Origin of the sequence: Pseudoxanthomonas sp. F37, assembly GCF_022965755.1 — a bacterium.
GTDB lineage: Bacteria > Pseudomonadota > Gammaproteobacteria > Xanthomonadales > Xanthomonadaceae > Pseudoxanthomonas_A.
In genome coordinates this window covers 2,373,302-2,398,886 of record NZ_CP095187.1, presented here as the reverse complement: position 1 = coordinate 2,398,886, position 25,585 = coordinate 2,373,302, and the positions used below count along the sequence as shown (strand labels likewise).

General features: G+C 67.3%; 25 protein-coding genes, 1 tRNA gene and 1 pseudogene. 16 read left to right on the top strand and 11 right to left on the bottom strand.

The window, feature by feature from the left end; all coding sequences use genetic code 11:
- Positions 1 to 28 precede the first annotated feature (28 nt).
- Positions 29 to 1,039 carry an SOS response-associated peptidase family protein gene (locus MUU77_RS11130; protein ID WP_245086769.1) on the top strand — a complete coding sequence of 337 codons (1,011 nt, stop codon included), beginning with the start codon at positions 29 to 31 and terminating at the stop codon, positions 1,037 to 1,039.
- Positions 1,040 to 1,155: 116 nt separating this feature from the next.
- Complete coding sequence (locus MUU77_RS11125) at positions 1,156 to 3,765, top strand: AAA family ATPase (protein WP_245086766.1); 2,610 nt, start codon at positions 1,156 to 1,158, stop codon at positions 3,763 to 3,765.
- A 492-nt stretch (positions 3,766 to 4,257) separates the two neighbouring features.
- Here MUU77_RS11125 and MUU77_RS11120 read toward each other — a convergent pair whose 3' ends face one another.
- The 3 genes and pseudogenes from MUU77_RS11120 to rnd form a co-directional block, all read right to left on the bottom strand.
- Positions 4,258 to 5,199, bottom strand: coding sequence for a site-specific integrase (locus MUU77_RS11120; RefSeq protein ID WP_245086763.1), 942 nt, complete (start codon positions 5,197 to 5,199; stop codon positions 4,258 to 4,260).
- A 438-nt stretch (positions 5,200 to 5,637) separates the two neighbouring features.
- Positions 5,638 to 5,713 (bottom strand) — tRNA-Ala (locus MUU77_RS11115).
- A gap of 17 nt (positions 5,714 to 5,730) precedes the next feature.
- Positions 5,731 to 6,839: pseudogene (rnd, locus tag MUU77_RS18505) on the bottom strand (ribonuclease D).
- Between the two features lie 244 nt (positions 6,840 to 7,083).
- Between rnd and MUU77_RS11100 the strand changes: the two are divergent.
- From MUU77_RS11100 to MUU77_RS11075, 6 genes are all read left to right on the top strand, one after another.
- Positions 7,084 to 8,814, top strand: a complete 1,731-nt coding sequence (locus MUU77_RS11100; RefSeq protein ID WP_245094398.1) for a formylglycine-generating enzyme family protein — start codon at positions 7,084 to 7,086, stop codon at positions 8,812 to 8,814.
- Between the two features lie 17 nt (positions 8,815 to 8,831).
- A complete protein-coding gene (locus MUU77_RS11095) occupies positions 8,832 to 9,743 on the top strand; it encodes a M48 family metallopeptidase (protein ID WP_245086760.1) in 912 nt (303 codons plus the stop codon).
- The gene (locus MUU77_RS11090; protein ID WP_245086757.1) at positions 9,740 to 10,279 is read left to right on the top strand and encodes an SRPBCC domain-containing protein; all 540 of its coding nucleotides are present in this window, start codon (positions 9,740 to 9,742) and stop codon (positions 10,277 to 10,279) included. The genes MUU77_RS11095 and MUU77_RS11090 overlap by 4 nt, the downstream gene beginning before the upstream one ends.
- A gap of 167 nt (positions 10,280 to 10,446) precedes the next feature.
- Positions 10,447 to 10,746, top strand: coding sequence for a hypothetical protein (locus MUU77_RS11085; RefSeq protein WP_245086754.1), 300 nt, complete (start codon positions 10,447 to 10,449; stop codon positions 10,744 to 10,746).
- Between the two features lie 127 nt (positions 10,747 to 10,873).
- Entirely contained in the window at positions 10,874 to 11,224 is a 351-nt protein-coding gene (locus MUU77_RS11080) for a VOC family protein (RefSeq protein WP_245086752.1), read from the top strand.
- A 79-nt stretch (positions 11,225 to 11,303) separates the two neighbouring features.
- Positions 11,304 to 11,744: a phage tail protein gene (locus tag MUU77_RS11075; protein ID WP_245086749.1), complete on the top strand. Its 441-nt coding sequence runs from the start codon at positions 11,304 to 11,306 to the stop codon at positions 11,742 to 11,744.
- 3 nt (positions 11,745 to 11,747) lie between these two features.
- Here MUU77_RS11075 and MUU77_RS11070 read toward each other — a convergent pair whose 3' ends face one another.
- From MUU77_RS11070 to gluQRS, 6 genes are all read right to left on the bottom strand, one after another.
- Positions 11,748 to 11,900 (bottom strand): hypothetical protein, encoded by a 153-nt coding sequence (locus tag MUU77_RS11070; protein ID WP_245086746.1) that lies wholly within the window; start codon positions 11,898 to 11,900, stop codon positions 11,748 to 11,750.
- Positions 11,901 to 11,999: 99 nt separating this feature from the next.
- A complete protein-coding gene (locus tag MUU77_RS11065; RefSeq protein ID WP_245086744.1) occupies positions 12,000 to 12,170 on the bottom strand; it encodes a hypothetical protein in 171 nt (56 codons plus the stop codon).
- 53 nt (positions 12,171 to 12,223) lie between these two features.
- Positions 12,224 to 12,964 carry an acetoacetyl-CoA reductase gene (phbB, locus tag MUU77_RS11060; RefSeq protein WP_245086741.1) on the bottom strand — a complete coding sequence of 247 codons (741 nt, stop codon included), beginning with the start codon at positions 12,962 to 12,964 and terminating at the stop codon, positions 12,224 to 12,226.
- 72 nt (positions 12,965 to 13,036) lie between these two features.
- The gene (gene phaR, locus MUU77_RS11055) at positions 13,037 to 13,540 is read right to left on the bottom strand and encodes a polyhydroxyalkanoate synthesis repressor PhaR (protein WP_162108933.1); all 504 of its coding nucleotides are present in this window, start codon (positions 13,538 to 13,540) and stop codon (positions 13,037 to 13,039) included.
- A 160-nt stretch (positions 13,541 to 13,700) separates the two neighbouring features.
- Positions 13,701 to 14,441, bottom strand: a complete 741-nt coding sequence (locus MUU77_RS11050; protein ID WP_245086738.1) for a beta-ketoacyl-ACP reductase — start codon at positions 14,439 to 14,441, stop codon at positions 13,701 to 13,703.
- Positions 14,442 to 14,486: 45 nt separating this feature from the next.
- Positions 14,487 to 15,407, bottom strand: a complete 921-nt coding sequence (gene gluQRS, locus MUU77_RS11045) for a tRNA glutamyl-Q(34) synthetase GluQRS (RefSeq protein WP_245086735.1) — start codon at positions 15,405 to 15,407, stop codon at positions 14,487 to 14,489.
- 120 nt (positions 15,408 to 15,527) lie between these two features.
- Between gluQRS and htpX the strand changes: the two genes are divergently transcribed.
- Positions 15,528 to 16,409: a protease HtpX gene (gene htpX, locus MUU77_RS11040; protein WP_245086732.1), complete on the top strand. Its 882-nt coding sequence runs from the start codon at positions 15,528 to 15,530 to the stop codon at positions 16,407 to 16,409.
- Between the two features lie 275 nt (positions 16,410 to 16,684).
- Here htpX and MUU77_RS11035 read toward each other — a convergent pair whose 3' ends face one another.
- Both MUU77_RS11035 and epmB read right to left on the bottom strand, forming a co-directional pair.
- Positions 16,685 to 18,760, bottom strand: coding sequence for a bifunctional diguanylate cyclase/phosphodiesterase (locus MUU77_RS11035; protein ID WP_245086729.1), 2,076 nt, complete (start codon positions 18,758 to 18,760; stop codon positions 16,685 to 16,687).
- Positions 18,761 to 18,857: 97 nt separating this feature from the next.
- Positions 18,858 to 19,877 (bottom strand): EF-P beta-lysylation protein EpmB, encoded by a 1,020-nt coding sequence (gene epmB / locus MUU77_RS11030; protein WP_245086726.1) that lies wholly within the window; start codon positions 19,875 to 19,877, stop codon positions 18,858 to 18,860.
- A 102-nt stretch (positions 19,878 to 19,979) separates the two neighbouring features.
- On the opposite strand from epmB, the gene efp reads away from it, so the two are divergent.
- From efp to folE2, 7 genes are all read left to right on the top strand, one after another.
- Entirely contained in the window at positions 19,980 to 20,546 is a 567-nt protein-coding gene (gene efp / locus MUU77_RS11025) for an elongation factor P (RefSeq protein ID WP_245086723.1), read from the top strand.
- Positions 20,546 to 20,755 (top strand): hypothetical protein, encoded by a 210-nt coding sequence (locus MUU77_RS11020; RefSeq protein ID WP_185895857.1) that lies wholly within the window; start codon positions 20,546 to 20,548, stop codon positions 20,753 to 20,755. Before efp ends, MUU77_RS11020 begins: the two co-directional genes overlap by 1 nt.
- An 11-nt stretch (positions 20,756 to 20,766) precedes the next feature.
- The gene (locus MUU77_RS11015) at positions 20,767 to 22,107 is read left to right on the top strand and encodes a TRZ/ATZ family hydrolase (protein WP_245086720.1); all 1,341 of its coding nucleotides are present in this window, start codon (positions 20,767 to 20,769) and stop codon (positions 22,105 to 22,107) included.
- A gap of 112 nt (positions 22,108 to 22,219) precedes the next feature.
- Positions 22,220 to 22,939: a bifunctional 2-polyprenyl-6-hydroxyphenol methylase/3-demethylubiquinol 3-O-methyltransferase UbiG gene (gene ubiG, locus MUU77_RS11010; RefSeq protein ID WP_245086717.1), complete on the top strand. Its 720-nt coding sequence runs from the start codon at positions 22,220 to 22,222 to the stop codon at positions 22,937 to 22,939.
- On the top strand, positions 22,936 to 23,631 hold the full coding sequence (locus tag MUU77_RS11005) for a phosphoglycolate phosphatase (RefSeq protein ID WP_245086714.1): 696 nt from the start codon (positions 22,936 to 22,938) through the stop codon (positions 23,629 to 23,631). Before ubiG ends, MUU77_RS11005 begins: the two co-directional genes overlap by 4 nt.
- A 97-nt stretch (positions 23,632 to 23,728) precedes the next feature.
- A complete protein-coding gene (locus MUU77_RS11000; protein WP_245086711.1) occupies positions 23,729 to 24,436 on the top strand; it encodes a phytoene/squalene synthase family protein in 708 nt (235 codons plus the stop codon).
- 106 nt (positions 24,437 to 24,542) lie between these two features.
- Positions 24,543 to 25,481, top strand: coding sequence for a GTP cyclohydrolase FolE2 (folE2, locus tag MUU77_RS10995; RefSeq protein ID WP_245086708.1), 939 nt, complete (start codon positions 24,543 to 24,545; stop codon positions 25,479 to 25,481).
- The last annotated feature ends 104 nt before the right edge of the window (positions 25,482 to 25,585 follow it).

The window sequence follows — 25,585 nt, the reverse complement described above, 5'->3', positions numbered from 1 at the left end:
GACGGAGGCGTCCATGTGCTACTCAGCCATGATCCAGGCCGACTACGACAAGTTCTGCCGCCACCACGGCGCGATCATGAGTCTGGAAGACTTCGCCCTTAACGTCTGGGCGGCACCAGACCAACAGCGAAAGCGAAAGCAGCGCCGGCAGATGCCCAAGGCCATCGAAGACTGGTTCCTGCGTCCCCAGCGAGAGGGACTAGGCCAGGACATTGGGCAGGCCATTCGTGAAGCCCGCGCGCTGGAGATGGCCGAGCACGCTACCGACTTGGCCGCACAGCTGGAGCGGAAAGCGGTCAACGAAGCCAAGCTGGCGACCAAGCCCACCAAGACCGCAGCCGAGGAAGTGCGCAAGGCCGGCAACAAGATCACCCAGATCGAGCGCTGGATGGCCGACGCGGAACGGGTCCAGCTCCTGCCGCGCGACTACCGCTTCTTTCCCCAATGGTGGCTCCCCGTGATGGTCATGGAGCAGGGGCAGTTGGTAGTGAAGCCGATGCGCTATCAGCTTAGGAAGCCAGGTCTTCCTGCCGATTCCGACTGGATCGAGGGGAAGATTTTGCCCAACGGAAAGAAGACACAGCGGCGGCTCAGTGGCACCTACAACGCGCGCAGGGACAACCTGACGCGTTGGTGGATGGATCAGTTCGGACACAGGCATGGTGTCGTCCTGATCGACAGCTTCTTCGAGAACGTGTCGCTCCACAAAGCGGAAGGCCGGGAGCTCTCACCTGGTGAGCGTGACGTGGGGGTCGAGATCCAGTTCACGCCAGAGCCCCGCGAGCCCATGCTGATCGCCTGCATATGGGATCACTGGGCAGGGGCGGAAGAAGAGTCATTCGACTCTTTCGCATTCATCACGGATGACCCTCCACCGGAAGTGGCTGCTGCCGGCCACGACCGCATTCCTATTCGGCTAAAGGAGGAAAGCCTGCTGCCGTGGCTGACACCCCAAGGACGTTCCACGGACGAGCTGCAAGCACTTCTGGATAACCGACCAGCCGCTTACTACGGTCATGCCATCGCTCGCGCTGCCTGACCCGAGTGGAGCTTCAATTTCAGTCTCGGTTGGATGACGTGCGTCCTGGGAGTTATTGTGTCGCCAGGGGATGGTAGGGGAGAGCCAAGGTGGCGAGTGCCGTAGTTCACGAGTACATGCAGCGATTCACGAGTTCGCTGACTGATGCTGGCGCAGCGGAAGACGTGCGTCGCGTTGCGAATGTCATAGCGTCCCATCAAGACGAAATCGCTGTTACAGTCGCTGAGGGCGGACAAAGAGGTAGCCTGATTGCTCGCATCCTCGACAGCGAGTTCGATAGCGCCAGCGCCAATGTGCAAGAGACGGCGGCGCGCGGTCGCCAGACTGATGTGGCATGGACGAAGCTCCATGAGATTTCAGTCGGGCCATTCCGCGGCTTTCGCTGGCAGGTCACTGTTCCGCTGGCCAGCCGCTTCCTCCTGTTCTACGGTCCGAATGGATCTGGAAAGAGCAGTTTGTGCGAGGCGCTGGAGTACGCCCTGCTCGGCGAATGCCTAGAGGCTGAGGCACGTCGGCTGGACAACGCCTACTTCGAGAACATACACGCGGGCGCGTTCGTGGAACCCGAGGCGCGACACCTGCACCAAGGTCGGGCAGTGCCAATCTCCCCTGACCGAGAACGCTATTACTTCTGTTTCATCGAGAAAAATAGGATCGAAGGTTTCGCCAGAATGGCGGCCAGGCCCAGAGGGGGTGCTGCAGGCGCGATCGCTGCACTGTTCGGCATTGATCCATTGAATCGATACGTCCGTGCCTTCAGTGACGAGCTGGTGAGGCTTCCTCTGTCTGATGCAGAGACCACGATTCTCGCTGCACGAAAGGAGAGCGTTGCCGGGGCGACGCAGATCCTGGAGACCCACGAGGCGGACTATCGCCAGCTGGCGGAAGATGAACTAGCCCTCATCCCCCCGGGAGTTAAGATTGTCGGTGTCGTCGAGCTCGCCGAGCGTGTAGAGAGTCGGCTGGCTGAAATCGGCGACGAGATCTCGACGCCTATTGCGCCAAAGATGGGCGCCGTAGTGGGGAGTCTGAGAAGACAGAGGAAGCGTTGGGTTGACCAAGCACGGTTGCGAGATGAGCTCGACAACCGCATAGCAATGGACGCGAGTCAGGTAGCGTTCTCTGACCTCTACGATGCAGTGCTGAAGCTGCAGGAGGTGGATGCATCGCATTGTCCTGCGTGTAAGACGCCCATCGGGCAGGTTGCGCACAATCCCTTTGTCCATGCGCACGAGCAGTTGCAGAGGCTGGGCGCTGTATCAGAGCTCCAGCGTCAGCGGGCCACCGCCGAAGCCTTGGAGCAGGTTGAGCGCATCGCATTCGCCCAGCGCGCGTCTCAGTATGTACGCGAGGTCTATGGCGAAGAAGAGGCCGGACAGGTGTCGGACTTCGTGCTCAGCTTGACGCCGGATGCAACTCGGGAGCCAGGTTCATTTAACCTCTTGGTCGGCTACACCGCATGGTGGCGAAAGCTGCTCAGGGCTGAACGGATCTGCGTCGAACGCGACGAAAGTGCACGGCTTGCGGAGCAGGCCAGAGCCGATCTTCTTGCTGAGCAGGCTTCGCTCATCCAGATGGCGAAGAACATCGCTGCCCTAAGAGGTCGCCGGGCAACGCTTGACGCAGCGACTGCCGCTGCGCGAGCGCAAGTGGCCGCGTTCGACGCGGAGAACAGCGAGCTTCTTAGTCGCGTCGAGGCGGAGCAGGGGGCAAATGCGAGGGTGCGTCGAATCCGTGCAGCATACGCCGACTATGTTGCACGGCTTAAGACGTACCTTGCAGGTCTTCCTGGGCAGCTGGTCGCGAATCTAAACGCGGTGGCGATGGAACTTTACAATGCGTTCAATGAAGGGGGGCGACCAGAAGATGACCTGGTTGAGCTTCGTCTTCCAACGTCTCCCGAAGACAGGGTTCTAATCAAGACAGCGGGCTCACCGGCGTCCACCCGTGACGCACTGTTAGTTCTGAGCGAGGGGCACCTTCGGTGTCTGGGTCTGGCCATCCTCTTGGCCAAGAACCTGCAGCTCGAATTGCCTCTGATAGTTTTCGATGATGTAGTCAATGCAATCGACCACGACCATCGGGGTGCGATCAGGGCGGCGCTGTTCGATGCCAGGTTCGCCAGAAAGCAGTTCATCATCACCTCGCACAGTAACGAGTTCATCAAGGATCTCCAGAATCAGGCCACCTCAGACAAGTCGAAGCTGACGGTCATCAAACCACATAGCGGTGATTTCCAGCCGCGTCTGGTCGATGCCAATGTCTCGCGCCACTACGTTGAAAGGGCGCAGGCTTACTTGGAGCACCTGGATCATCGTTCCGCGCTCGCCCATGCCCGGCAGGCTCTTGAGTGCCAGCTGTCTCAGCTTTGGCGGGAAATGACCAGGGCGCGTATAGGCCAAATAACCCTGGACGTGCCAGGGCTTTCAGTAGAGCCAGAGCTGCAGCACTTCGCGGGCAAGCTCAACGCTCGATGGAAGGAACTTGTGGCCGCTGGAGGGGAATTGCATCGGCATGGGGCTACGCTCCAGCCGTTCACTGATGCGTTCGCCTCCGTTGTCGGGATTCAGCACGGAAGGCTGTGGTTCTATCTGAACAAGGGAGCGCACGATGCTGCGGAGCTCGATGACTTCGAGGCGCCATTGGTGAGGCGCATTGTCGATGGGCTTGCGGCGATGGAAGTTGCGTTGAGCTCGATGAACCTCAAGAAGCTCGTCGCCTCATAGACTTCCTGCACTTCCTGCACTTCCTGCCGGCATCCTCGCTCTGTCACGTAAGCTGTTTGAACACTTACAGATCGACGAGGTGCGCATGCAGCGAGAGGGAATCGAGGAAGGGGTATTGGCTACCATCTACCCAGGCGTGTCCACGCCGACGGGGGCCGCTCGGCGGTCCGTCGCTGTTTACATTGGGGAGCTAATACTGGATGCCTGGTGCGGCACCGAGACTGCACCGTCGTGTCGCCCGGAAGGGTGCCGCCCCGACATGGTTTCTGTGCACACCAAGCTGGCGGCAGATGATCGCACTGTGCTGATTTACGATGAGGGAAGGATGCTGTTTGTCAGCGAGCTCTCCGAGACCCTGCGGGCGTATGCCGTGCGGCTGTTGGAAACTCACCGCCGACGAAGGTTGTCTTCTCGTGGTAGGGCCACGAGCCCTCCTGAGGAGTAGGTGGCTCGGTGAGAGTGGTGCTGTAGGGATGCCAGGAGAAGGTGGGGCTAGTCCCGCTGCGCTGTCGGTGCAGATAGCGTGCCGACGGCCGCTGCCAGGTGCTCCGGAGCAAGGTGTGCGTATCTGAGTGTCATGGTCAAGTCGGCATGACCCAAGAGCTCTCGGACAGTGTTCAAGTCCACGCCGTTCATGACCAGGCGGCTGGCGAAGTGGTGGCGTAGGTCATGGAATCGTAAGTTTTCGATGCTGGCGGAAACCAGCAGTTTGTCCCACGAAGTCTTCAGGCCCCTGATGCCGAACACCGAGTCCGTGCCCTTGGTTAGGCCACGCCACCTGCTCAGGACGCATAGCGCTTCTTCGTTCAGTGGGACGTGACGCTGTCTGCCACTCTTGGCGTTCTCGCTGCGGACCGTCAGCATCCGGGCCTCAAAGTGAATGTCTGCCCAGTCCAGAGTTAGTAACTCCCCCTTGCGCAGGCCGGTGTTGATCGCGAGTAGAACGATCGGGCTCAGGTGATCCGTGTAGCACCCTTGCGGCAGGTCGGGTAGCAGTTCCTGGCGCCTTGCCGACCTCCAGGAGTTCGCGTTGGCGCGCGCTGTCGCTCTGAGCGAGTCTCGCTGGATCAGGGTGGCACGCAGTCGTGATTCTTCTGCCGCAGTGAGAAACCTGACGACGGTTCGGGGCTTTGAGGTCTTCAGTCGAGCGCTCGCGACCGGGTTGTTCTCTAGGAGTCGCCACTTCACGGCCTGCGTCAGTGCGGACCGCAGGGTGGCCAAGTTCCGCGATGCTGTGGCCTTGCTGATCGTCTGCGCTGCACCTGGTCTAACTTTGTCGCGCAGACGGCCTGCCCACCATTGTTCGATGGCGCGACCATCGATTTTGGCTAGAGGCATCAACATGAGCCCGGGGAACGCCTGTTCAATCCGCCGGAGAGAGTCGATAGCCGTTTTCAGTTCTGTCCTCGCCCACGGGGCGTAGTGCTCATCCAAGAAGGCTCGCAGGGTGATCGATGGCGCCTTTGGCCTACCGATGGCCGGTAGGCCCGTCTGGACAAAGTCAGCGACCACCTGGCGCGCTACGTCCCTAGCCTGATCGAGGGACAGGTGTTGAACGGACCCCAACGTACGACGCTTCCCGTGCGCCCAGGTGACGATCCAAGCCCGGTGCCCACTAGGCTGCACCCTGAGGAGTAGACCGCGCACCTGTGCATCCCTGAGCTCATAGGGACGATCCCGGGGGAGGCTGCTGGAGATGATTTTCTTTGTCAGTTGGACGCGCATCGAGGAGCGACTTCCGTAAGTTCCGTGTAAGTCGGAACATTAGGAAAGACTGCGCATCAATGTCTGGACGAGGACCATCCGCATCCGCGTGCAGGAGAGCGTAACTCCTTGAAACAAAAAGCCCCGCCGAAGCGGGGCTTTGAATATTGGTGGAGCCAGGGAGGATCGAACTCCCGACCTCGTCATTGCGAACGACGCGCTCTCCCAGCTGAGCTATGGCCCCACAAGAGCGGCGCCATTCTAGCCCGCGGCGGGCGCCTGTGCCAAGCCGGGGAGGCCCAGGATCGGGTCCAGCGCCGGTTGGAGTTCCGCGCGTCGCCAGCCCGCGAGGGAAGCGGGCCACTGGCCGGATTCCAGCAGCGCTTCCAGATGGCGTCGCGAAGCCAGCACCCCGTCGGGCAGGCCCAGGCCGGCGCTGCGGGTGGCCACGGCATCCTGCAGGCGCTTGAGCCGGGCCTTGTCGCCGTCGCTGGCGGCACGCGCCAGCGGCATCGCGGCCTCGTCGTCCACCGGCGTGGCGAGCGCCTGCCACACCGGGTCGGCCAGCTTGCGGGGCGCCTTGGGCTGGCCCTCGAACAGGCGCAGCAGGGCCGTCTTGTCCGCCGGCGGCGTGCGCGCCAGCGTCACGGCCAGTTCGTTGTCCAGGATCCAGCTGCGCGGCTTGTCGCTGGCGCGGGCCTGCGCTTCGCGCCAGCGCAGCAGGCGCACCAGCCGGCGTTGCGCCTCCGCATCGAGGAACTGCGCGCTGCGCATGCCCAGGTGCGGCCAGCGCTCGCCTTCGTCCTGGGCGGCGTTGTCGACGAAGCGCGCACAGTCCTCCTCCAGCCAGCCCAGCCGTCCCGAAGACGCCAGCGCCGTGCGCAAGGCGTCGTGCACGGCGAACAGGTAACGCACATCATCGGCGGCGTAATGCAGCTGCGACTCGCTGAGCGGCCGCCGCAGCCAGTCCGAGCGTGTCTCGCCCTTGGGCAGCACCACGCCGGTGATGCGCTCCACCAGCTTCTGGTAACCGATGCCCGCCGCCACGCCGGCCAGGGCCGCGGCGATCTGCGTGTCGAACAGGGGGTGGGCAGCGCATCACAGGCCACCTTGAACGCCACCAGATCCTCGCTGGCGCTGTGCATCACCTTGGTGATGGCGGGATCGGTCAGCCACGGCCGCAGGGCATCGGTCATACCGGGGGCCAGCGGGTCGACCAGCAGCACGTCGTCGTCCAGCGCGATCTGCACCAGCGCCAGCTGCGGCCAGAACGTGCGTTCGCGGACGAATTCGGTATCCAGGCCGATCCGCGTCGGCCGGCGCTGCAGGTGCGCGTCCAGCGCGGTGGGGGTGTCTATCCAGTGGGGCAACATGGTCTCCGCGTGATGCGTGGTTTGCTCAGTCAGGGGACAATAACCTAAGGTCCCGGCTCAGCCAGTATCGTCTGCCGGTATCGTCTGCCGGCATTCTCTCACGGGGGCCGGTCGCTCCCATCACGGAGGGTGTTTGCGCGCGATCCTTGCCGCCTTGTTGCTCACGCTGCCGTGGCTCGCCGCGTGCTCGCGCGATGCGACGGGTCCCGGCGATGCGCAGGGCGCGGCCGATGCCGTGCGCATGCCCAGCGTGACCGTCAGTGGCGACGACAGCGGCGTGGACGAGTTGAACTGGCGCCCGCCCGCCGTGGCCCTGACCGCCGAGGGGGTTGCCGATACGCATCGCCGCGCGGCAGAGGCCCTGTCCGACGGGCGCCTGTTCGATACCCCGGACGATGCCATCCCGCTCTACCTGGCCTTGTTGCGCCTGGACCCCACCGACGCCCGCGCCAGGCGCGGACTCGACCGCAGCCTCGACCGGTTGCTGGAGCAGGGGCGGCAGGTGCTGCGCCATGCCGAAGACCGCACCGAATCGTTGCGCCGTGCCCGCCAGATCGCGGCCGTGGCGCGCACGGTGGCGCCCGGCGATGCCGCGGTCGCGGCCTATCTGGCGCGGGTGGACGAAGCCGACCAGCTCACCCGGCTGAACGTGGCCAGCGAGCGCGCCCTGCGCGAAGGGCGCCTGGGCGAAGCGGGCGGCGGTGCGCTGGCCGGCTTCCGTGAGGTGCTGAAGTGGAAGCCGGGCCAGGCGCGCGCCATGCAGGGCGTGGCGGCGGTGGAGAGCGCGATGATCCGGCGCGCGGAAGAAGCCGCCCACGCCAGCGATTTCGCCACCGCCGGACGCTGGCTGGAGTACGCCGCGCAGGTCCGGGTGGATGCGCAGACCGTGGCCGATGCCCGCGTACGGGTGGAAGCCATCCGCCTGGCGCGCATCGTCGAACTGCGTGATGCCGGCGTGCGCGACCTGGCCACGCCGATGGGGCTGAAGGATGCGCGCGTCAGGCTGGCCGAGGTGCTGCGCATCGCCGAACCCGGCAACCGCGTGGCCGCCGATTTCCGCCAGCGCATCGACCTGGCGACCCACTACGGTCTGTTCCGTCCCGGCCAGGCGTTCACCGACGCGCTGCACAACGGCGGCCGCGGCCCCGAAATGGTGGTGGTACCGCACGGCGGCTTCCTGATGGGGGCGGGCGAGGACGAGGCCGATGCCGCCGATGCCGAGAAACCCGCCCACTACGTCCGCTTCGACCGCGGCTTCGCCATGGCGCGGCATCCGGTGACCGTGGGCGAGTTCCGGCGTTTCGTCGAGGCTACCCAGTACCGGCCGCGCGCCACCCGCCGCGGCCACTCCATCGTCTATGACGAACGCAGCGGCAATTTCGTGCGCCGCAGCGGGGTGGACTGGCGATCCGATTACGCGGGCCAGCCCGCCAGCGACGACATGCCGGTGCTGCACGTGAGCGTGTACGACGCCGAGGCCTATGCCGAGTGGCTGGCCGGCCAGACCGGCCACGGCTACCGGCTGCCCAGCGAGGCCGAATACGAGTACGCGCTGCGCGCCGGCCAGCAGGGACGCTATCCCTGGGGCAACGGCCAGCCGCCGCGCGGCGTGGCCAACCTGACCGGCGGCAACGACCGCTCGCCCAGTGGCCGTACCTGGAACAACGCTTTCGTGGGCTATGGCGACGGTTACTGGGGCCCCGCACCCGTCGGCCGTTTCCGCGCCAATGCCTTCGGCCTGAAGGACCTGGACGGCAACACCAGCGAATGGGTCGGCGACTGCTGGCACGCCAGCTACCGGCGCGCGCCGGCGGACGGGGCCGCGTGGTTCAACCCCGGCTGCCGGTCGCGGGTGGTGCGCGGCGGCTCCTGGGCCAGTTCGCCGGCGCAGGCACGCGCGGCATGGCGTTCGTCTTCGGATTCGGATATGACTAATGCGCGGGTGGGCTTCCGCGTCGTTCGCGGCATCTAGCCGCCAGGGAGAGGGTGATGAGGCAAGATCCTTACGGTCGCGCGCAGTACGGGCAGGGCGGCGGGCGTCGCGGCGGCGGACTGGGCAACCTGCGCTGGCTGATCCTGCTGGGCTTCCTGGTGTACGGCGGGTGCTATTACCTGAACAACCGCGTGGTCGATCCCTACACCGGCGAGAAGGTGCTGATCGACAACTCGATCGGCGTGGAAGAAGAGAAGGCGCTCGGCCTGCAGGCCTATGAGGAAATCCTGCAGCAGGAGCAGCCGGTCGATCCGAACTCGCAGATCGCCCAGCAGGTGCGCGCCATTGCGCAGCGGCTGATCGCCAGGGTGCCCGAGGTGGAGGCTGCCATTGCGGCGGAAAAAGGCACTCAGCCCAGCGGCAACTGGAAGTCCTTCGACTGGGATGTCAACGTCATCCAGTCCGACCAGGCCAACGCCTTCTGCCTGCCCGGCGGCAAGATGGCCGTCTATACCGGCCTGATCCCCGTGGCGCAGAACGCCGATGCCGTGGCCGTGGTGATGGGCCATGAGATCGCCCACGCCCTGCTGCGCCATGGCGCGCAGCGCATGTCGCAGCAGAAGCTCACCCAGATCGGCCAGATGGCCGGCGCGATGAGCGGCATGGATCCGCAACAACAGCAGATGGTGATGGCCGCGATGGGCTACGGCTACCTGCTGCCCTATGCGCGCGAACACGAGACCCAGGCCGATGAAGTGGGCCTGATGCTGGCCGCGGCCGCCTGCTTCGACCCGCAGGAAGCCGTGCCGCTGTGGCAGCGCATGAGCGAAGCCAGTGGCGGACAGGCGCCGCCGGAGTTCTCCTCCACCCACCCCAATCCCGGCACGCGCATCCAGAACCTCACCGCGCTGATGCCCAAGGCGATGGCCTACCGCGCGAAGTTCTGCCCGCAGGGGGCGGTGCAGTGAAGCCGCTGGCGGGCATCGTGCTGCTGGCGCTGGCGGTGGCCGCACCGGTGCAGGCGGCGGTCAAGGACGCGCAGCCACAGGGCTTCACCCTCGAGAATTCCGAATGGGTACCCGTCGCGCCGCAGGCCGCCTACGCGGCGCTGGTCAACGACGTCGGCCGCTGGTGGCCCGCCGACCACACCTGGTGGGGCGACGCGTCGAAGCTCTCCATCAGCGACAAGGCCGGTGGCTGCTTCTGCGAAATCAACGGCGCGCAGCAGGCCTGGCACATGACGGTCACCTTTACCGACCCCGGCAGGCTCATGCGCATGACCGGCGGCCTTGGGCCGTTGCAGGGCATGGGGCTGCAAGGTGCGCTGGAGTGGCGATTCGCCGAAGAGAACGGCGGCACCCGCATCACCCTGTGGTACCGCGCCGGCGGTTATACGCCTGACGATCTGGGCAAGTTCGCGCCCGTCGTGGACAAGGTGCAGGGCCTGCAGCTGGGCGGCCTGGCCGCCTTCCTGCGCAAGGGCCACGAGGGCGCCCCGCGCTGAGCCGGGCGCATCCGCCCATCCGGACGAAGACTGCAAGCGACCGCTTTGCCGGATGGAACACATCAGCGCTCGGATCGAGCGCTAGATCGGCGCGCCGGCCGAAAGCCCGCTCCGGTCGGTCATGCAAGAGAGGGGGGCGGGTGCTCAAGCGAATCGCGACGGTAGCCATGGTGCTGCCACTGGTACTGGCGCAAGCCTGGTTCATCTATGCCATCCAGCACGGTGCAGGCGATGCGTTCGCCGATACCTGGGCTGGCTTTGACGTCGTCCAGTCGGGCTACTCGCATTTCGTGTTTCGCACGATCAAGGGGTGGTGGTCCTTGCCCATGCTCTGTCTTTTGCTTGCGGCGGTCGCCGTGAAGAGCGGTCGGACGCGCCACGCAGCGCTCGCGCTGACTGTCAGCGTCCTCGGCATCGTTGCGTTGTCGGGGGCCGCTTACGCCCCGGGGTTGTTCATTTCCGTATGAGCGCCGTCGACGGACGGCGGATGGACCGGTTCCCTCGCTTCCATCGCCTCATCCAGCCGCTGCGGGTGGCCCGCCAGCGCATCGCGATATCCTGTTCGCCGGATGCCATGTCCAAGGAGTGCGCCCCATGTCCGGCATCATCCCCATGCAACCCGTCCGCCACCTGCCGCGGGCGATCGCGTTCTACGAAAAGCTGGGCTTCACGGTGGAGGATCGCCGTGATGACTGGGGCTGGGCCAGGCTGCGCTGGGGCGAATGCCAGGTGATGCTGGACCAGTCGATCAACGTGAACCCGGACGCGCCGCGTGGCGCCGTGCTGTACCTGTATCCGGACGACATCGACGCCTTCCATGCGCAGGCCCGCGCGAGCGGCCTGGACGTGCCCCACCTGGACACGACGTTCTACGGCATGCGCGAGTTCCGGATCGATGACCCGGACGGCAACCGCTTGTGGGTCGGGCAGGCGATCGCCGCCTGACCTCCGTGCGCGGAGGATCGCGTTGGAAGAGAGTGTGCCCATGCACGGGCATGCATCCCTTCCCCCATGGAACCCCGCCATGCCCCTGCAGCGCGATCGCCCTTATTCCGGAATGAACTTCCACGTCGACCTCGGCGAGGGCGATGGCCCCGACGCGGGGGTGGCCGAGGTGCTGTTTCCCGAAGCACGCCTGCAGGTCAACGAGTACCGCAATGGCAACGACAAGGTGCTGGAGGCGACGAAGCTTTCCACGCTGACCCACTACGACAACCTGGTGCTGCGGCGGGGCGTGACCGGTTCGCTGGCGTGGTATCGGTGGTGGGACCAGGCGCGCAACGGCGACGACGCGCGGCGCAATATCGCCATCACGCTGCTGGACGAGCAGGGCAACCCGGCAGTGCGCTGGCGTTTCCTGCGCGCGCGGCCGGCGGCGTACACGCCTTCGCCGATGGATGCGGCGGCGGGGGGCACGCTGTTCGAGACGCTGGAGATCGCGTTCGAACGCTTCGAGATGGAATGAGGCTCAGGCCGACGGAGGGCGGGGTTCGCGCAGGTATTCCAGCGCGCATCCGATGATCAGCCCGAGCAGGGAGCAGCCGGCGGCCATCGCCGCGGACGACGGCTGCTGGCCCCTCAGGTGGAACAGCCCCAGGCCGGCGCCGACCCCGAGCAGCAACGGGACGGTGAGGCGGGGCCTGGACCACAGGCCCCGAGCAGCGACGCGATCAGTTCCATGGCCGGCTCCCGAATCGATGCCGGGAGCATAGCGTGACCGTCAGAGCTTGCTGAACAGCGTCGCGGCCACCAGCAGGCCGAAACCGGCGACCACCAGCCAGAACGCATGCGGAGCCAGCACCGGCACGTAGCCGAACCTGGCGGCGATGCCACCGCCGCCCAGCAGCAGCGCGATCAGCCAGACACCGAAAGTGGGAGGAGTGAGTTTCATCGGGGAGTCTCTCGAGGGTTCGTGAAGAGATCGTCGTACGACCGGCAATCCGGTCAGAAGCTCATGAACAGGCCACCGTTCACCGGCAGGTTGGCGCCGGTGATGTAGCCGGCATCGTCTGCGGTGAGAAAGGCGACCGCGCGCGCGATGTCGTCCGGTTGGCCGATGCGGCCGACCGGGACCGAGGCGACGGTCCGTTCGCGCACTTCGGCCGGCATGGCCCGGGTCATCGGGGTCTCGACGTAACCGGGTGACACGCTGTTCACGGTTACGCCCTTGCGTGCCACCTCGCGGGCCAGCGACATCGAGAAGCCATGCAGGCCGGCCTTGGCCGCAGCGTAGTTCGCCTGGCCGAAGTTGCCGGTCTGGCCGCTCACCGAACTGATGTTGACGATGCGGCCGAACCCGCGCGCCTGCATGCCGTCCACGGCGTGCCGGCACAGGTTGAACACGCTGTCCAGGTTCACGCCGATCACCGCATCCCACTGCGCCTTGTCCATCTTGCGCAGGGTGGCGTCGCGGGTGATGCCGGCGTTGTTGACCAGGATGTCGAGTGCGCCGTGGCGGTGCTGGATGTCCTGCACGAACGCGGCGCAGGCGTCGAAGTCGGCCACGTCGACGGCGGCGGTCTGGATGTCCAGCGACGCGGTGCGGGCCCGGAACTGGTCCAGGCGCTCGGCAGAGGCGGGCAGGTCGGCGGCGATCACCTTGCGGCCTGCGTCGGCCAATGCCTGGCAGATGGCCAGCCCCAGGCCGCCCAGTCCTCCGGTCACCACGGCGATGCGTCGTGTCATGTGGAATTTCCGTACATCGGTCAAAAAAAGGCCCGCGCAACGAGGCGCGGGCCGGGTTTCACTACTGAGGCCTCAGCGGGCGCGCGTCTTGGGCGTCTCGCGCGGGGCGTCCTTCGGCTTGACCGTGGTGGGGCGGCCCATGCCACCGGTCAGGTTGCGCTGGAATTCCTGCCACAGCTCCATGTTGCGCTCGGTCAGCTGGTTCATCATGGTCCAGGGCGTCTGGCCCAGCAGATTGCCCATCTGGCTGCGGAACTGCTGCTGCTGCTCCATGAACAACTGCATGCTGCGCTCCAGGTAGTTGCCCATGAAGCCCTGCAGCGAGTCGCCATAGAAGCGGATGATCTGGCTGAGCAACTGCGTGGACAGGACCGGCTCGCCGTCCTGTTCCTGCTCGCTGATGATCTGCAACAGCACGGTGCGGGTCAGGTCGTCGCCGGTCTTGGCGTCGCGGACCTCGAAATCCTCGCCGTCCACGATCAGCTGGCGCACATCCTCGATGGTGATGTAGCTGGAGATCTCCGTGTCGTACAGACGACGGTTGGGATACTTCTTGATGATGCGGATCGCAGCCATTGAGTCTTCGCTCTAAACGCGTATTGCGGCAGCATGACGCAGCGCAACAGCCCTTGCAACAGCCCGGAGGGCAGGGTGTCCCTGTTCAGGGAAGCGGGAATGGGGAATAGGGAATGGGGAACAGGGATTCCCGGTCCCGCTTGTCCGTTCCTGCTTTTCCTCACCACCCCATATGGTGGCCGCCGTTGATGTCCAGGTTGGAGCCGGTGATCCAGCTGGCTTGTTCGTCCACCAGGAAGGCGACCGCGTAGGCGATCTCTTCGGGCCTGCCCAGGCGGCCGGTGGGAATGTCGGCGGCGATCTTGGCGCGGACTTCCTCCGGTACCGCCATCACCATGTCGGTGGCCACGTAGCCGGGCGAGACCGTGTTGACGGTGATGCCGAGCTTGGCGTTCTCGCGCGCGAGCGAAATGGTGAAGCCGTGCATGCCGGCCTTGGCCGCGGCGTAGTTGGCCTGGCCGTACTGGCCCTTCAGGCCGTTGATCGAACTGATCTGGATGATGCGGCCCCATTTGCGGTCGCGCATCCCTTCGATCACCGGCCGGGTGACGTTGAACACCGAGTTGAGGTTGGTGTTGATGACATCGCCCCACTGGGTGGCGGTCATCTTGTGGAAGGTGCCGTCGCGGGTGATGCCGGCATTGTTGATGAGGATCTCGACCGGGCCCAGCGTCTGTTCCACCTCCTTCACCATTGCCTGCGCCTCGTCGGGCGAGGTCACATCGCCCTTCACCAGCGCGATGTCGTAGCCCTCGGCCTTCATCTGCGCCTGCCACGCGCGCGCCTTTTCCTCGTTGCGGTAATTGGTGGCGACCTTGTGGCCCATGTCGGCCAGCTTCTTGCAGATGGCGGTACCGATACCTCCGGTGCCGCCGGTGACCAGGGCGACGCGCGATGTCATGTGGGGGATCTCCGTATACCGCCGCAAGCCGACGGTGGTCCGATTCTAGACAGCGCCCGCAACAGGATTGTTGTGCGCCGCAGCGAACGTTATGTGCGCCGCTTTGGGCAGCTGCTCGGGCCGGAAGCCCCGGGCCGCGGCCTGCATCGCCAGGGCCACCGTCGGCAGGCCGGCGAGCACGGCCGGCGCCTGTCCCAGCACCTGCCAGGCGGCGCGCAGGGCGGGCAGGGGGGCGGCATCGTCCAGTGGCAAGGCGGCCATCGACTTGGACAGCTTGTCGCCGTGGGCGTCGACGATCAGCGGCAGATGCAGGTAGCGCGGCGTGGGCAGGCCCAGTGCGCGCTGCAGCAGGATCTGGCGGGGGGTGGAGTCCAGCAGGTCGGCCCCGCGCACCACATCGGTGATGCCCTGTTCCGCGTCGTCCACGACCACCGCCAACTGGTAGGCCCAGAAACCATCCGCACGGCGCAGGACCACATCGCCGACGTCGCGGTCGACGGCCTGGGCGATGCGCCCCTGCAGGCCATCGATGAAGTCCACGGTGCTGCCTTCCGCCACGCGCAGCCGGATGGCGGGCAAGCGGGTGGGGTCGCGTGCGACGCAGCGGCGATGGATGCCGCCGACGGCCGCCAGTTCGCTGCGGCTGCAACGGCACTCGAACGCAGCGCCCGCAGCCAGCAGCCGCTCCAGCGCGCGTGCATACCGGTCATGGCGCCGGCTCTGCCAGACGACGGGCAGATCGGATTCCATGCCGAATGCGGCCAGGGTGGCCAATTGGGCCTGGGCGGCGCCCGCAACCTCGCGGGGCGGGTCCAGGTCCTCCACGCGCACCAGCCATTGGCCATCGTGGTGACGCGCAAGCAGCCAGCTGCCCAGGGCGGCCACCAGCGAGCCGAAATGCAGGCGGCCGGTGGGCGAGGGCGCGAAGCGTCCCCGGTAGCGGGGGTGGGGAAGCGTCTCGGTCATTCGTCGGAAGGAAAGGAAAGCTGAACCACGCAGTCAGACATCGGCTTGAATTCGCGTCGCCGCAACCGCAATTCTGCGGCGTCCACCTCTGTGCTTGCACGTCATTTCTGGAGCCCCACCGTGTTCACGCGTGTCGCCCTGTTCCTCGCCACCAACCTGGCCGTGCTGGTCCTGGCCGGTATCGTCATGTCGCTGCTGGGGGTCAACCCCAACCAGATGGGAGGGCTGCTGGTGTTCGCCGCCATCTTCGGCTTCGGCGGGTCGCTGATCTCGCTGTTGACCTCCAAGTGGATGGCCAAGCGTGCCACCGGCGCGCAGGTGATCGAGCAGCCGCGCAACGATGCCGAGCGCTGGCTGGTGGCTACCGTGCAGCGCCAGGCGCAGGCCGCCGGGATAGGCATGCCGGAAGTCGCCGTCTACGATGCGCCGGAGATCAATGCCTTCGCCACCGGCGCCAACCGCAACAACGCCCTGGTGGCGGTGTCGACCGGCCTGCTGCGTTCGATGAACCAGGACGAGGCCGAAGCCGTGCTCGGCCACGAGGTGGCGCACGTCGCCAATGGCGACATGGTGACCATGGCCCTGCTGCAGGGCGTGCTGAACACCTTCGTCATCGTGCTGGCCCGCGTGGTGGGCGGGGTGGTGGACAGCTTCCTGTCCGGTAACCGTGAGGGCGAGGGCCGCGGTTTCGGCTACTACATCATCGTCATGGTGCTGGAGGTGGTGTTCGGCCTGTTCGCCACGATGATCGCCATGTGGTTCTCGCGCCGCCGCGAATTCCGCGCCGACCATGGCGGCGCCTCGCTGGCGGGCCGGCAGAAGATGATCGCCGCGCTGGAGCGCCTGAAGCAGCAGCAGCGTCCCAGCACGCTGCCGGCCCAGGTGGAAGCGTTCGGCATCGCCGGCGGCATCGGCCAGGGCATGAAGAAGCTCTTCCTCAGCCACCCGCCGCTGGAGGACCGCATCGCTGCGCTGCGCGCGCAGCAGGCCACGGTCGCCTGAGTCGCGCACGGACCGCAGGAACGGAAAACCCGCCGGAAAGGCGGGTTTTTCGTTTGGCACCCCTTTGTAGGAGCGGGCCATGCCCGCGATGCTTTTGGGACCACCGACGAAGAGCATCGCGGGCATGGCCCGCTCCTACAGAGGCGGGGATGCTTTTGGGACCACCGAGCAGGAGCATCGCGGGCGTGGCCCGCTCCTACAGGGGCGGGGATGCTTTGGGGATCGCCGAGCAGGAGCATCGCGGGCGTGGCCCGCTCCTACAGAGGCTGGGGGGGTCAGCTGAAGTCGTAGTTCATCAGCGGTCCCGGCGCTGCCAGGAAGTTGCCTTCCACGTAATCCACGCTGGCGGTGAACAGGAAGGCCATCGTTGCCGCATCCTGCACATGCTCGGCCACGGTCAGGATGCCCAGGGCCTGCGCGCGCTCTGCGATCTCGCGGATCTTCTGCTGGTGTTCGGCATTGCGGCCCAGGTCCTCGCTGAAGACGCGGTCGATCTTGAGGAAGGTGGGCTGGAAGTGCGAGAGCAGCTGGAACGAATCCAGGCCCGCGCCGAAATGCTCCAGGCCCACGTGACAGCCCAGCTTGGCCGCGGCGGTCTGGAAGGCCTGCGCCTGGCGCAGGTGGGTGAACACCTTGGACTCCGGCGTCTGCAGCCACAGGCGGTCGCCGGGCACGTCGTGCGCGGCCAGTTGCCGGGCGATGAGGTCGAGCAGGCGGTTGTCGGCGAAGGACGCCGGGCTGACCTTGACCACCATGCGCGTGTCGTGGCCGTTGCGCTTGCGTTCGGCCAGCACCTCGATGGCGCGGTTCACCACCCAGCGGTCGATGGCGTCCAGCAGGCCGTTGTCCTCGGCGATGCCGATGAAGGACTGCGGCTGCACGATCTCGCCGTTGGACTCCAGCCGCAGCAGCGCCTCGTAGACTTCGCCGGGCTCGGCCTGCAGGCTGACCACGGGCTGGTAGTGCAGGCGGAAGCTGTCGTCCTGCAGCGCTTCGCGCAGGCGCTGGATCCAGTTCTGCACGCGCTCTTCTTCGGCGCGGTCCACCGCGCCCGGGTCGAAGATCTCGAAGCGGTTGCCGCCCAGGTTGGTGGCGGCCTGCAGGCAGTCGGTCGCGCGCGTCAGCACGGGGCCGACGCTGGCGATCTTCTCGCCGATCTGCACGCCGCCCAGGCTGGCGGTCACCGAGGCCGAGCGTTCGCCGACATTGAACACGTGCGAGGCGTAGGCCGCGCGCAGCTTCTCGGCCAGGGCCGCCGTGTGCGCATGGTTGCCGCGCAGCAGGACGGCGAAGGTGCGCTCGCCGAAGCGGGCCGCGATGCAGCTGTCGTCCAGCTTCTCGGACAGGCGCGCCGCCAGCGCGGCGGCCAGGTCGTCGGCCGAATCGATGCCGATGTCGGCCAGCAGCCGCTGGTAGTGGTCGGGTTCGACCAGCAGCAGGCCGTACTGGTCTTCGCCGCGCGCCACCGCGGCCACCGCCGTCTCCAGCTCGCGCAGGAAGGTGGGGCGGTTGAGCAGGCCGGTGACCATGTCGCGCTGGCGCAGGTCCTCCACTTCGCGGGCCAGTTCGGGATCGAATTCCTCGCGGCGGCGGAACACCACCTGCACGCAGGGTTCGCCCTCGTAAGTGGCGGTGGCGAATTCCAGCGTGGCCGGGAAACTGTCGCCATCCAGGCTGCGCGCTTCAAGTTCGAAGCGCGGCGGCGGCGGTTCGCCCTTGCTGAGCTTCTTCAGCAGGGCCTTGAAGTCGCCGACGTACTGCGGACCCACCAGGTCCAGCAGCGACAGGCCTTCCACATCCTCGAACGACTCGAAGCCGAACATCTCCAGGTAGGCGTCGTTGGCCCGGATGTGCATGCCTTCGTGGATGTAGGCGATGGGATCGCGCGAGGACGAGATCAGGGCGTCGCAGCGGCGCTCGGTCTCGCGCATCTGGCCTTCCAGGCGGCGCTGCGAACGGCGTGCGTCCAGATCCGCCCACTCCCGCCGCAGCACGGTCAGCACGTGGTCCGGCCGCCCGCGCAGGGCGACCGCGCGCGCACCGGCGGCCTGGTCGGCCAGCAGGTCGGCCTCGGTGATGGCATCGGCCAGCACGATGACGGGAATGTCCTTGCCGCTGGCGTCCACCTGGGCCAGCACCGTGGCCAGGGGAATGCCCTTGGCGGTGCGGGAGGCCAGCAGCAGGTCCATGGGCTGGGACGCCACCATCTGTCCCAGTTCGCCGGCGTCGAGTGGCCGCAGGGGGCGAACGGCAATGCCGCCGTTGCGCAGGGTGGACACGATGGCCTCGGCGTCTTCGGCGCTGTCGTCCACGAGGGTCAATCGAAGGGTGGTGTCTTTGCCGATCTGCATGCAGCGGGTCCGCCGGGGGTGCGGGTTTAATACACGAAGGGGCGCGAAGCGTCCAATGCAGGCGTCGCAGATGCGGCGGCGCGTCGCACCCTGCGGTCTAGAGCGGACGCTTGCCGGTGTCGCCGGGGAACTCGCGCACCAGTCGGGGCACGAGGTAGCCGGACAGCCGGGCGGCCAGGCCGGCGTGGAGCGCGCGCGCGCGCGCGTCGTCCACTTCGAAGTGGGCCACGCCGGCGACGCGGTCGAGCTGGTGCAGGTAGTACGGCAGCACGCCGGCCGCGAAGCCGCGTTCGCTCAGTGCGGCCAGGGCCTCCACGCTGTCGTTCACGCCCTTCAGCAGGACGGCCTGGTTGAGCAGCTGCGCGCCGGCCGCGCGCAGGCGCCCGAGCGCCGCGTCGACGGTGCCGTCGAACTCGTTGGCGTGGTTGGCATGGACCACCAGGGTCACCGGCCAGGGCAGGGCCGAAAGCCAGCCCAGCAGGCCATCATCGACACGCTCGGGCAACACGATGGGCAGGCGGCTGTGGATGCGCAGGCGACGCAGGTGGGGAACGTCCGCCAGCGCGGCGGTCAGTTCGGCCAGCTTGCCATTGGACAGCGACAGCGGATCGCCACCGGAAAGCAGCACTTCCTCGATCGAGCCATCCTGGCGGATGAGCTCGACCGCCTCGCGCCAGCCGTCGCGGGCGGCGGTTTCCTCCGCATAGGGAAAGTGGCGACGGAAGCAGTACCGGCAGTGGATCGCACAGCTGCCGGTGGCCACCAGCAGGGCGCGGCCACGATACTTCTGGATGACGCCGGGCGCGGTTTTCGCCGCGCCGTCGCCCACCGCATCCAGGCCGAAGCCCGGCATGGGGCGCATCTCCTCGTCCAGGGGCAGGACTTGGCGCAGCAAGGGGTCGCCCGGGTCGCCGTGGCGCATGCGGCTCACGAAGCCGCGCGGTACCCGCAGCGGGAACTGGGCCGCCGCTTCGTCCGACAGGCGCGGGGCCAGGCCGCCCAGCCCCAGCAGGTCCAGCAGCTCGCGCGGATCGCGCACGGCCTCCCGCAGGGCCTGCTGCCAGCGGACGGGCACGAGCGCGGCAGGCTGTCGGGGTTGGGGGGCTGCGGTTATCATATCGGGTCTGGAAACAAGCACCCGCCGGGTCCGGCGGGTTCCCCATTCTATCCGGCCGGCCGTGTTCCGCGGCGGGTTTGTCTTACCCCAAGGAGTTTATCCATGGCCAGTTACGGCATGAACGATGTCAAGAACGGGATGAAGATCCTCGTCAACAACGAGCCTTCCGTCATCACCGACACCGAGTACGTGAAGCCGGGCAAGGGCCAGGCGTTCACGCGCGTGAAGTACCGCCAGATCCGCACCGGCCGCGTGCAGGAAATCACCATGAAGAGCACCGACTCGGTCGAGGCGGCGGACGTGGTGGACACCGACATGCAGTACCTGTACTCCGACGGCGAGTACTGGCACTTCATGCAGCCGGAAACCTTCGAGCAGGTGCAGGCCGACAAGACCGGCATGGCCGGTGCCGAGAAGTGGCTCAAGGGCGAGGAGCAGTGCGTGGTCACGCTGTACAACGGCACCCCCATCCAGGTGACCCCGCCGAACTTCGTCGAACTGAAGATCGTCGAGACCGATCCGGGCGTGAAGGGCGACACCGCCGGTACCGGCGGCAAGCCGGCCACGCTGGAAACCGGCGCGGTCGTGCGCGTGCCGCTGTTCGTCGGCCAGGACGAAATCATCAAGGTCGATACGCGCTCGGGCGACTACGTCAGCCGCGTGAAGTGATGGAGCATCTTGCGCTGTATCTGGGCGTCTGGGCGGTGGGCGTGCTGCTCGCCGGCCTGGGCGTGATGCTGTGCTGGAATGCGACCCTGCCGCGGCTGTTCCCCAGCGTGCCGCGGCTGGGCTACGGGCGCGCCCTGGCCCTGATGCTGCTGTGCTGGCTGCTGTTCGGCGCCGGTGCCATCGGGCTGACCTACACGCTGGGATTCTGAGCCGAGGCCCCATGAGCGACCGCATCCCCGAAGCCTGCGATTTGTTGATCGAAGCCGGTTTCGTGGTACCGGTCGTGCCGCACGGGGTGGTGCTGGAACACCATGCGGTCGCCGTGACCGGCGGCCGCATCGTGGCGGTCCTGCCGGTGCCGGAGGCGCGTTCGCGCTTCGCGCCGCGCGAGACGGTGTCGCGCCCGGACGCGGCGCTCATCCCGGGCCTGGTGAACGCGCATACGCACAATCCGATGACGCTGCTGCGCGGCGTCGCCGACGACCTGCCGCTGAAGGTCTGGCTGCAGCAGCACATCTGGCCGATCGAGGCGGCCGTCATCGGCCCGGACTTCGTCGCCGACGGCATCACCTTGGCCATCGCCGAAATGCTCCGTGGCGGCACCACCTGCGTCAACGAGAACTACTTCTTCCCCGACGTGCAGGCGGCCACCTACAAGCGCCATGGCTTCCGCGCGCGCGTGGGCCTGCCGGTGATCGACTTCCCCACCGCGTGGGCGGCCTCGGACGACGAGTACTTCGACAAGGCCGACGAGGTCCACGACCAGTGGCGCGACGATGCGCTGATCGCGACCGCGTTCGCCCCGCATGCGCCGTATACCGTCAACGATGCCAACTTCGAACGCGTGCGCATGCTGGCCGACCAGCTGGACATCCCCGTGCACCTGCACCTGCACGAGACCGCGCAGGAAGTCGAACAGTCGCTGGAAAAACATGGCCAGCGCCCGATCGCCAGGCTGGACCGGCTGGGGCTGGTCAACGAACGGCTGATCGCCATCCACATGACCCAGCTGACCGAGGCCGAGATCCATCTTTGCGCCGAGCGTGGCGTCAGCGTGGTGCACTGCCCGGAGTCCAACCTCAAGCTCGCCTCCGGCTTCTGCCCGGCCTGCGCGCTGGAGCGGGCGGGCGTGAACCTGGCCGTCGGTACCGACGGCTGCGCCAGCAACAACGATCTGGACATGTTCAGCGAAACGCGCACCGCGGCCCTGCTGGCCAAGGCGGTGGCCCGGGATGCCGCGGCGCTGGACGCGTTCAGCGCCCTGCGTGCGGCCACCCTGGGCGGCGCGAAGGCGATCGGCTTCGACGACCGCGTGGGCTCCATCGAGCCGGGCAAGGAAGCCGACCTGGTGTGCGTGGACCTGTCCGCGCTGGAAACCCAGCCGCTGCATCACGTGGTGTCCCAGCTCATCTACGCCACCGGCCGGCAGCAGGTCAGCGATGTCTGGATCGCAGGCCGGGCCCGGCTGCGGCAGCGCGTGTTGGTGGATATCGACATCGACGGCGTGCTGTCGAACGCGCGCCAGTGGCGCGAGCGGATCGCCGGCATCCGGCTGTCCTGACGCCCCATCGCTTCCCCGCCGCCGGGCCCGCCCGGCACCGTGATGCCCCGATTCGCACGGTCGCATGCAGGGGCGGACGGCAACCGAACGGGCTGCGCTCTACAATGGCGGCATGACGACCACGACTTCGCCCATCGACGACAACTTCAGCCAGGCCGAACTGGACAAGTTCGGTGCCTTGGCCAACCGCTGGTGGGACCCTGATGGCCCGCAGAAGGCCCTGCATGCGCTGAACCCGGTGCGCCTGGGCTACGTGCGCGACCGGGTGCGCCTTGCTGGCGCCGCGGCGCTGGATGTCGGTTGCGGCGGCGGACTGCTGAGCGAGGCGCTGGCGCGCGAGGGCGCGCAGGTGACGGCGATCGACCTGGCGCCGGAACTGGTGAAGGTGGCGCGCCTGCACCGGCTGGAATCCGGCGTGCAGGTGGACTACCAGCTGCGTTCGGTGGAATCGCTGGCCGAGGAGCGGCCCGGCAGCTTCGACGTGGTCACCTGCATGGAAATGCTGGAGCACGTGCCCGATCCGGGCTCGATCATCCGTGCCTGCCATGCGCTGCTGAAGCCGGGCGGGCAGCTGTTCCTTTCCACGCTCAACCGTACGCCGGCCGCGTTCGCGCTGGCGATCGTCGGTGCGGAGTACATCGCCCGCCTGCTGCCGAAGGGCACGCATCACTACAAGGAATTCATCCGTCCGTCGGAGCTGGCCGCGTGGTTGCGCGATGCGGGCTTGCAGCTGCAGGACGTGTCCGGCCTGGCCTATGAGCCGTGGCGGCAGCGCGCACGGCTGAGTGCTCGCACCGACGTGAACTACCTGGCCTGCGCGGTGAAGCCGTGACGCTGGCCGGATTTCCGCGTGCCGCGCTGTTCGACCTGGACGGCACGCTGCTGGACAGTGCGCCGGACATGCTGGCCACCGCCAACCGGATGCGGGCCTCGCGCGGCGTCGCGCCGATGACGCTGGAGCTGTTGCGGCCGCACGTCTCCAAGGGGGCCCGCGCCATGCTGGCCGCGGCATTTCCGCAGATGGAGCAGGCGCCCCGCGAAGCGCTGGTGCCGGAGTTCCTGGCGATCTACCAGGAAGAACTGGGCCGGCACAGCGTGCTGTTCGACGGTGTGACCGCGATGCTGGCCGCGCTCGAAGCGGCGGGCAGCACCTGGGGCATCGTGACCAACAAGCCCGAGTACCTGGCGCGCGACATCCTGCCCCAGTTCGGCTGGGATACCCGCTGCGCGGTGCTGATCGGCGGCGACACGCTGGCCGAGAAGAAGCCGCATCCGTTGCCGCTGCAGATCGCCGCCGAACGCATCGGCCTGGCCATCGCCGACTGCGTCTACGTGGGCGACGACGAGCGCGACATCGTGGCCGCGCGCGCGGCCGGCATGGCCTCGATCGCCGCCCTGTGGGGATACCGGCAGGCCCACGAAGACCCCGCGCTGTGGCTGGCGGACATCATGGTGGAACGGCCCATGGCGCTGGCCGAGCCGAAAGCGTGGCCTGCCGTCCATCCGATGGTGGGGGCGACGTAAGTCGTGTGCGGTTGGCGGCGACGCCCGCCGGCAGCGCCCATCCGCATGTCCTGGAACATTCATCGCGACTGACCTCGCTCCCACGCCTTGCCGCTCGATGTCCCACTCCGCCGCCCTCGACAGCTTCCTGGACAAATGGCGCGCGCGCTGGCCCGAGTGGTCGGTGGGCGAGATCTTCGTTGCGCCGGAACGCCGCGACATTGCGGTGGCGTGGTTCGCGCTGCTGCAGGAATTCGATGACGCCCTGAACATCGCCGGCGATCCGCTGCCGGCGGATGCCAAGCTGGCGTGGTGGGGCGAGGAGCTGCGCGGCTGGGCGGCACGGCGTTCGCGCCATCCGCTCGGCCGCCGGCTGGAGCCGGTGCGGGCGGACTGGGCACGGCTGGCCGACGCGCTGCCGGTCCTGGCGGAGGGGCGTGCGCAGCCGGCCGATCGTGAGGCGGGGCTTTCCGCCCTGTCGCGCTATGGCGATGCCGTCATGGCCGTGGAAGCCGGCGTGCTGGGTGATGCGCCTGCCGCGCACGCCATCGTCGTGCAGACGCTGGCGATGCGACTGGCGGAGACGGGGACCGCCGCTGTCCCGGCTGACCACCTGCGGAGCGGGGACGACACGGCGGCGGTGCGGGCATGGGCCGCATCGCTGCTGGCGCAGTGGCCGCGGCACGAGGGCGCGCGCGAACGGCGCCTGGTGTCGGCCTATGCGCACGGGCGCCTGCGTCGCCTGGCCCAGCGTGGCGAACCGGCTGCCTTGCCGTCGCGCGCCGCCCTGCTGTTCACCGGCTGGCGGGCCGCACGCGGCGGCTGAAGGTCCCGCTTATCGTGCCGATAGGTTCGGAAGCGCGCTGTAACGGACTGTTTCATCGAGGGATTCGGGGCAGGGGGTACAATGCGCCGCATCCACTCCCCCGTGCATGACGATGGCTCCCTCGCTCCCCGCGGCACCCCGCGCCGATCTTCCCGATGTCGCCCACCAGCGCGTGCCGCTGGCGCGCCCCCTGGACTGGGTGGGCATGGAGAACATCGCATTGCCGGTCCGCATGCCGGACGGGCAGGGCGGGCAGCTGCAGGTGGCCGCCAGCATCGACCTGTCGGTGAACCTGGCCCATGCCGATGCGCGCGGCATCCACATGTCGCGCCTCTACCTGGAGCTGCAGGAAGGCCTGGCGCGCGAGTCGGTCACGCCCGCGGGCCTGCGCCACCTGCTGCAGACCAGCGTGGACTCGCAGGCCGGACTGGCCACGCAGGCACGGCTGCGCATCCGCTACGAGGCGCTGCTGCAGCGGAAGGCGCTGGAAAGCGACTACGCGGGCTGGAAGCGCTATCCGGTCGAGATCGAGGCCACGCTGGCCGATGGTCATCTTCTGCTGGCGCTGTCGTTCGCCGTCGAATATTCCAGTACCTGCCCGGCCTCGGCCGCGCTGTCGCGCCAGGCCAACGCCGAGCGCTTCGCCCAGGACTTCGCCGCGGCACATCCGCTGTCGGTCAATGTGGTGCACGACTGGCTCGCCTCCGAGCGCGGCCTGGCCGCCACCCCCCACGCCCAGCGCAGCCGGGCCAGTGTGCGCGTCGAGCTGAGGCCGCAGTTCGACGAATTGCCGCTGGTAGCGCTGGTGGACGCCATCGAAGCCGCGCTCGGCACGCCGGTGCAGACCGCGGTCAAGCGGGTGGACGAACAGGCCTTCGCGCGCCTCAACGCGGAAAACCTGATGTTCTGCGAAGACGCCGCCCGCCGCGTGGCGTCGGTCCTGGCCGGCGATCCACGCATCGCGCGGTACGACGCCACCGTGGCGCACTACGAAAGCCTGCATCCGCACGATGCGGTGGCCCGGGTCAGCGGCGCCAACGACTGACGCGCGACAGCCTCGGTGGGCGCGGCGCGGGTCGCGACCGCGCCTTCGGGAGCCGACAGCAAAGTGGACGATGAACGCGCCGCAGCGCGCCCCTTCGGTGAAAC

Bases quoted from the DNA above. Each gene is read 5' to 3' on its own strand.
- MUU77_RS11130 (WP_245086769.1), top strand. From the start codon at position 29: ATGATCCAGGCCGACTACGACAAGTTCTGCCGCCACCACGGCGCGATC.
- MUU77_RS11125 (WP_245086766.1), top strand. From the start codon at position 1,156: ATGCAGCGATTCACGAGTTCGCTGACTGATGCTGGCGCAGCGGAAGAC.
- MUU77_RS11100 (WP_245094398.1), top strand. From the start codon at position 7,084: ATGCCCAGCGTGACCGTCAGTGGCGACGACAGCGGCGTGGACGAGTTG.
- MUU77_RS11095 (WP_245086760.1), top strand. From the start codon at position 8,832: ATGAGGCAAGATCCTTACGGTCGCGCGCAGTACGGGCAGGGCGGCGGG.
- MUU77_RS11085 (WP_245086754.1), top strand. From the start codon at position 10,447: ATGGTGCTGCCACTGGTACTGGCGCAAGCCTGGTTCATCTATGCCATC.
- MUU77_RS11080 (WP_245086752.1), top strand. From the start codon at position 10,874: ATGTCCGGCATCATCCCCATGCAACCCGTCCGCCACCTGCCGCGGGCG.
- MUU77_RS11075 (WP_245086749.1), top strand. From the start codon at position 11,304: ATGCCCCTGCAGCGCGATCGCCCTTATTCCGGAATGAACTTCCACGTC.
- MUU77_RS11065 (WP_245086744.1), bottom strand. From the start codon at position 12,170: ATGAAACTCACTCCTCCCACTTTCGGTGTCTGGCTGATCGCGCTGCTG.
- phbB (WP_245086741.1), bottom strand. From the start codon at position 12,964: ATGACACGACGCATCGCCGTGGTGACCGGAGGACTGGGCGGCCTGGGG.
- phaR (WP_162108933.1), bottom strand. From the start codon at position 13,540: ATGGCTGCGATCCGCATCATCAAGAAGTATCCCAACCGTCGTCTGTAC.
- MUU77_RS11050 (WP_245086738.1), bottom strand. From the start codon at position 14,441: ATGACATCGCGCGTCGCCCTGGTCACCGGCGGCACCGGAGGTATCGGT.
- gluQRS (WP_245086735.1), bottom strand. From the start codon at position 15,407: ATGACCGAGACGCTTCCCCACCCCCGCTACCGGGGACGCTTCGCGCCC.
- MUU77_RS11035 (WP_245086729.1), bottom strand. From the start codon at position 18,760: ATGCAGATCGGCAAAGACACCACCCTTCGATTGACCCTCGTGGACGAC.
- epmB (WP_245086726.1), bottom strand. From the start codon at position 19,877: ATGATAACCGCAGCCCCCCAACCCCGACAGCCTGCCGCGCTCGTGCCC.
- efp (WP_245086723.1), top strand. From the start codon at position 19,980: ATGGCCAGTTACGGCATGAACGATGTCAAGAACGGGATGAAGATCCTC.
- MUU77_RS11020 (WP_185895857.1), top strand. From the start codon at position 20,546: ATGGAGCATCTTGCGCTGTATCTGGGCGTCTGGGCGGTGGGCGTGCTG.
- MUU77_RS11015 (WP_245086720.1), top strand. From the start codon at position 20,767: ATGAGCGACCGCATCCCCGAAGCCTGCGATTTGTTGATCGAAGCCGGT.
- ubiG (WP_245086717.1), top strand. From the start codon at position 22,220: ATGACGACCACGACTTCGCCCATCGACGACAACTTCAGCCAGGCCGAA.
- MUU77_RS11000 (WP_245086711.1), top strand. From the start codon at position 23,729: ATGTCCCACTCCGCCGCCCTCGACAGCTTCCTGGACAAATGGCGCGCG.
- folE2 (WP_245086708.1), top strand. From the start codon at position 24,543: ATGACGATGGCTCCCTCGCTCCCCGCGGCACCCCGCGCCGATCTTCCC.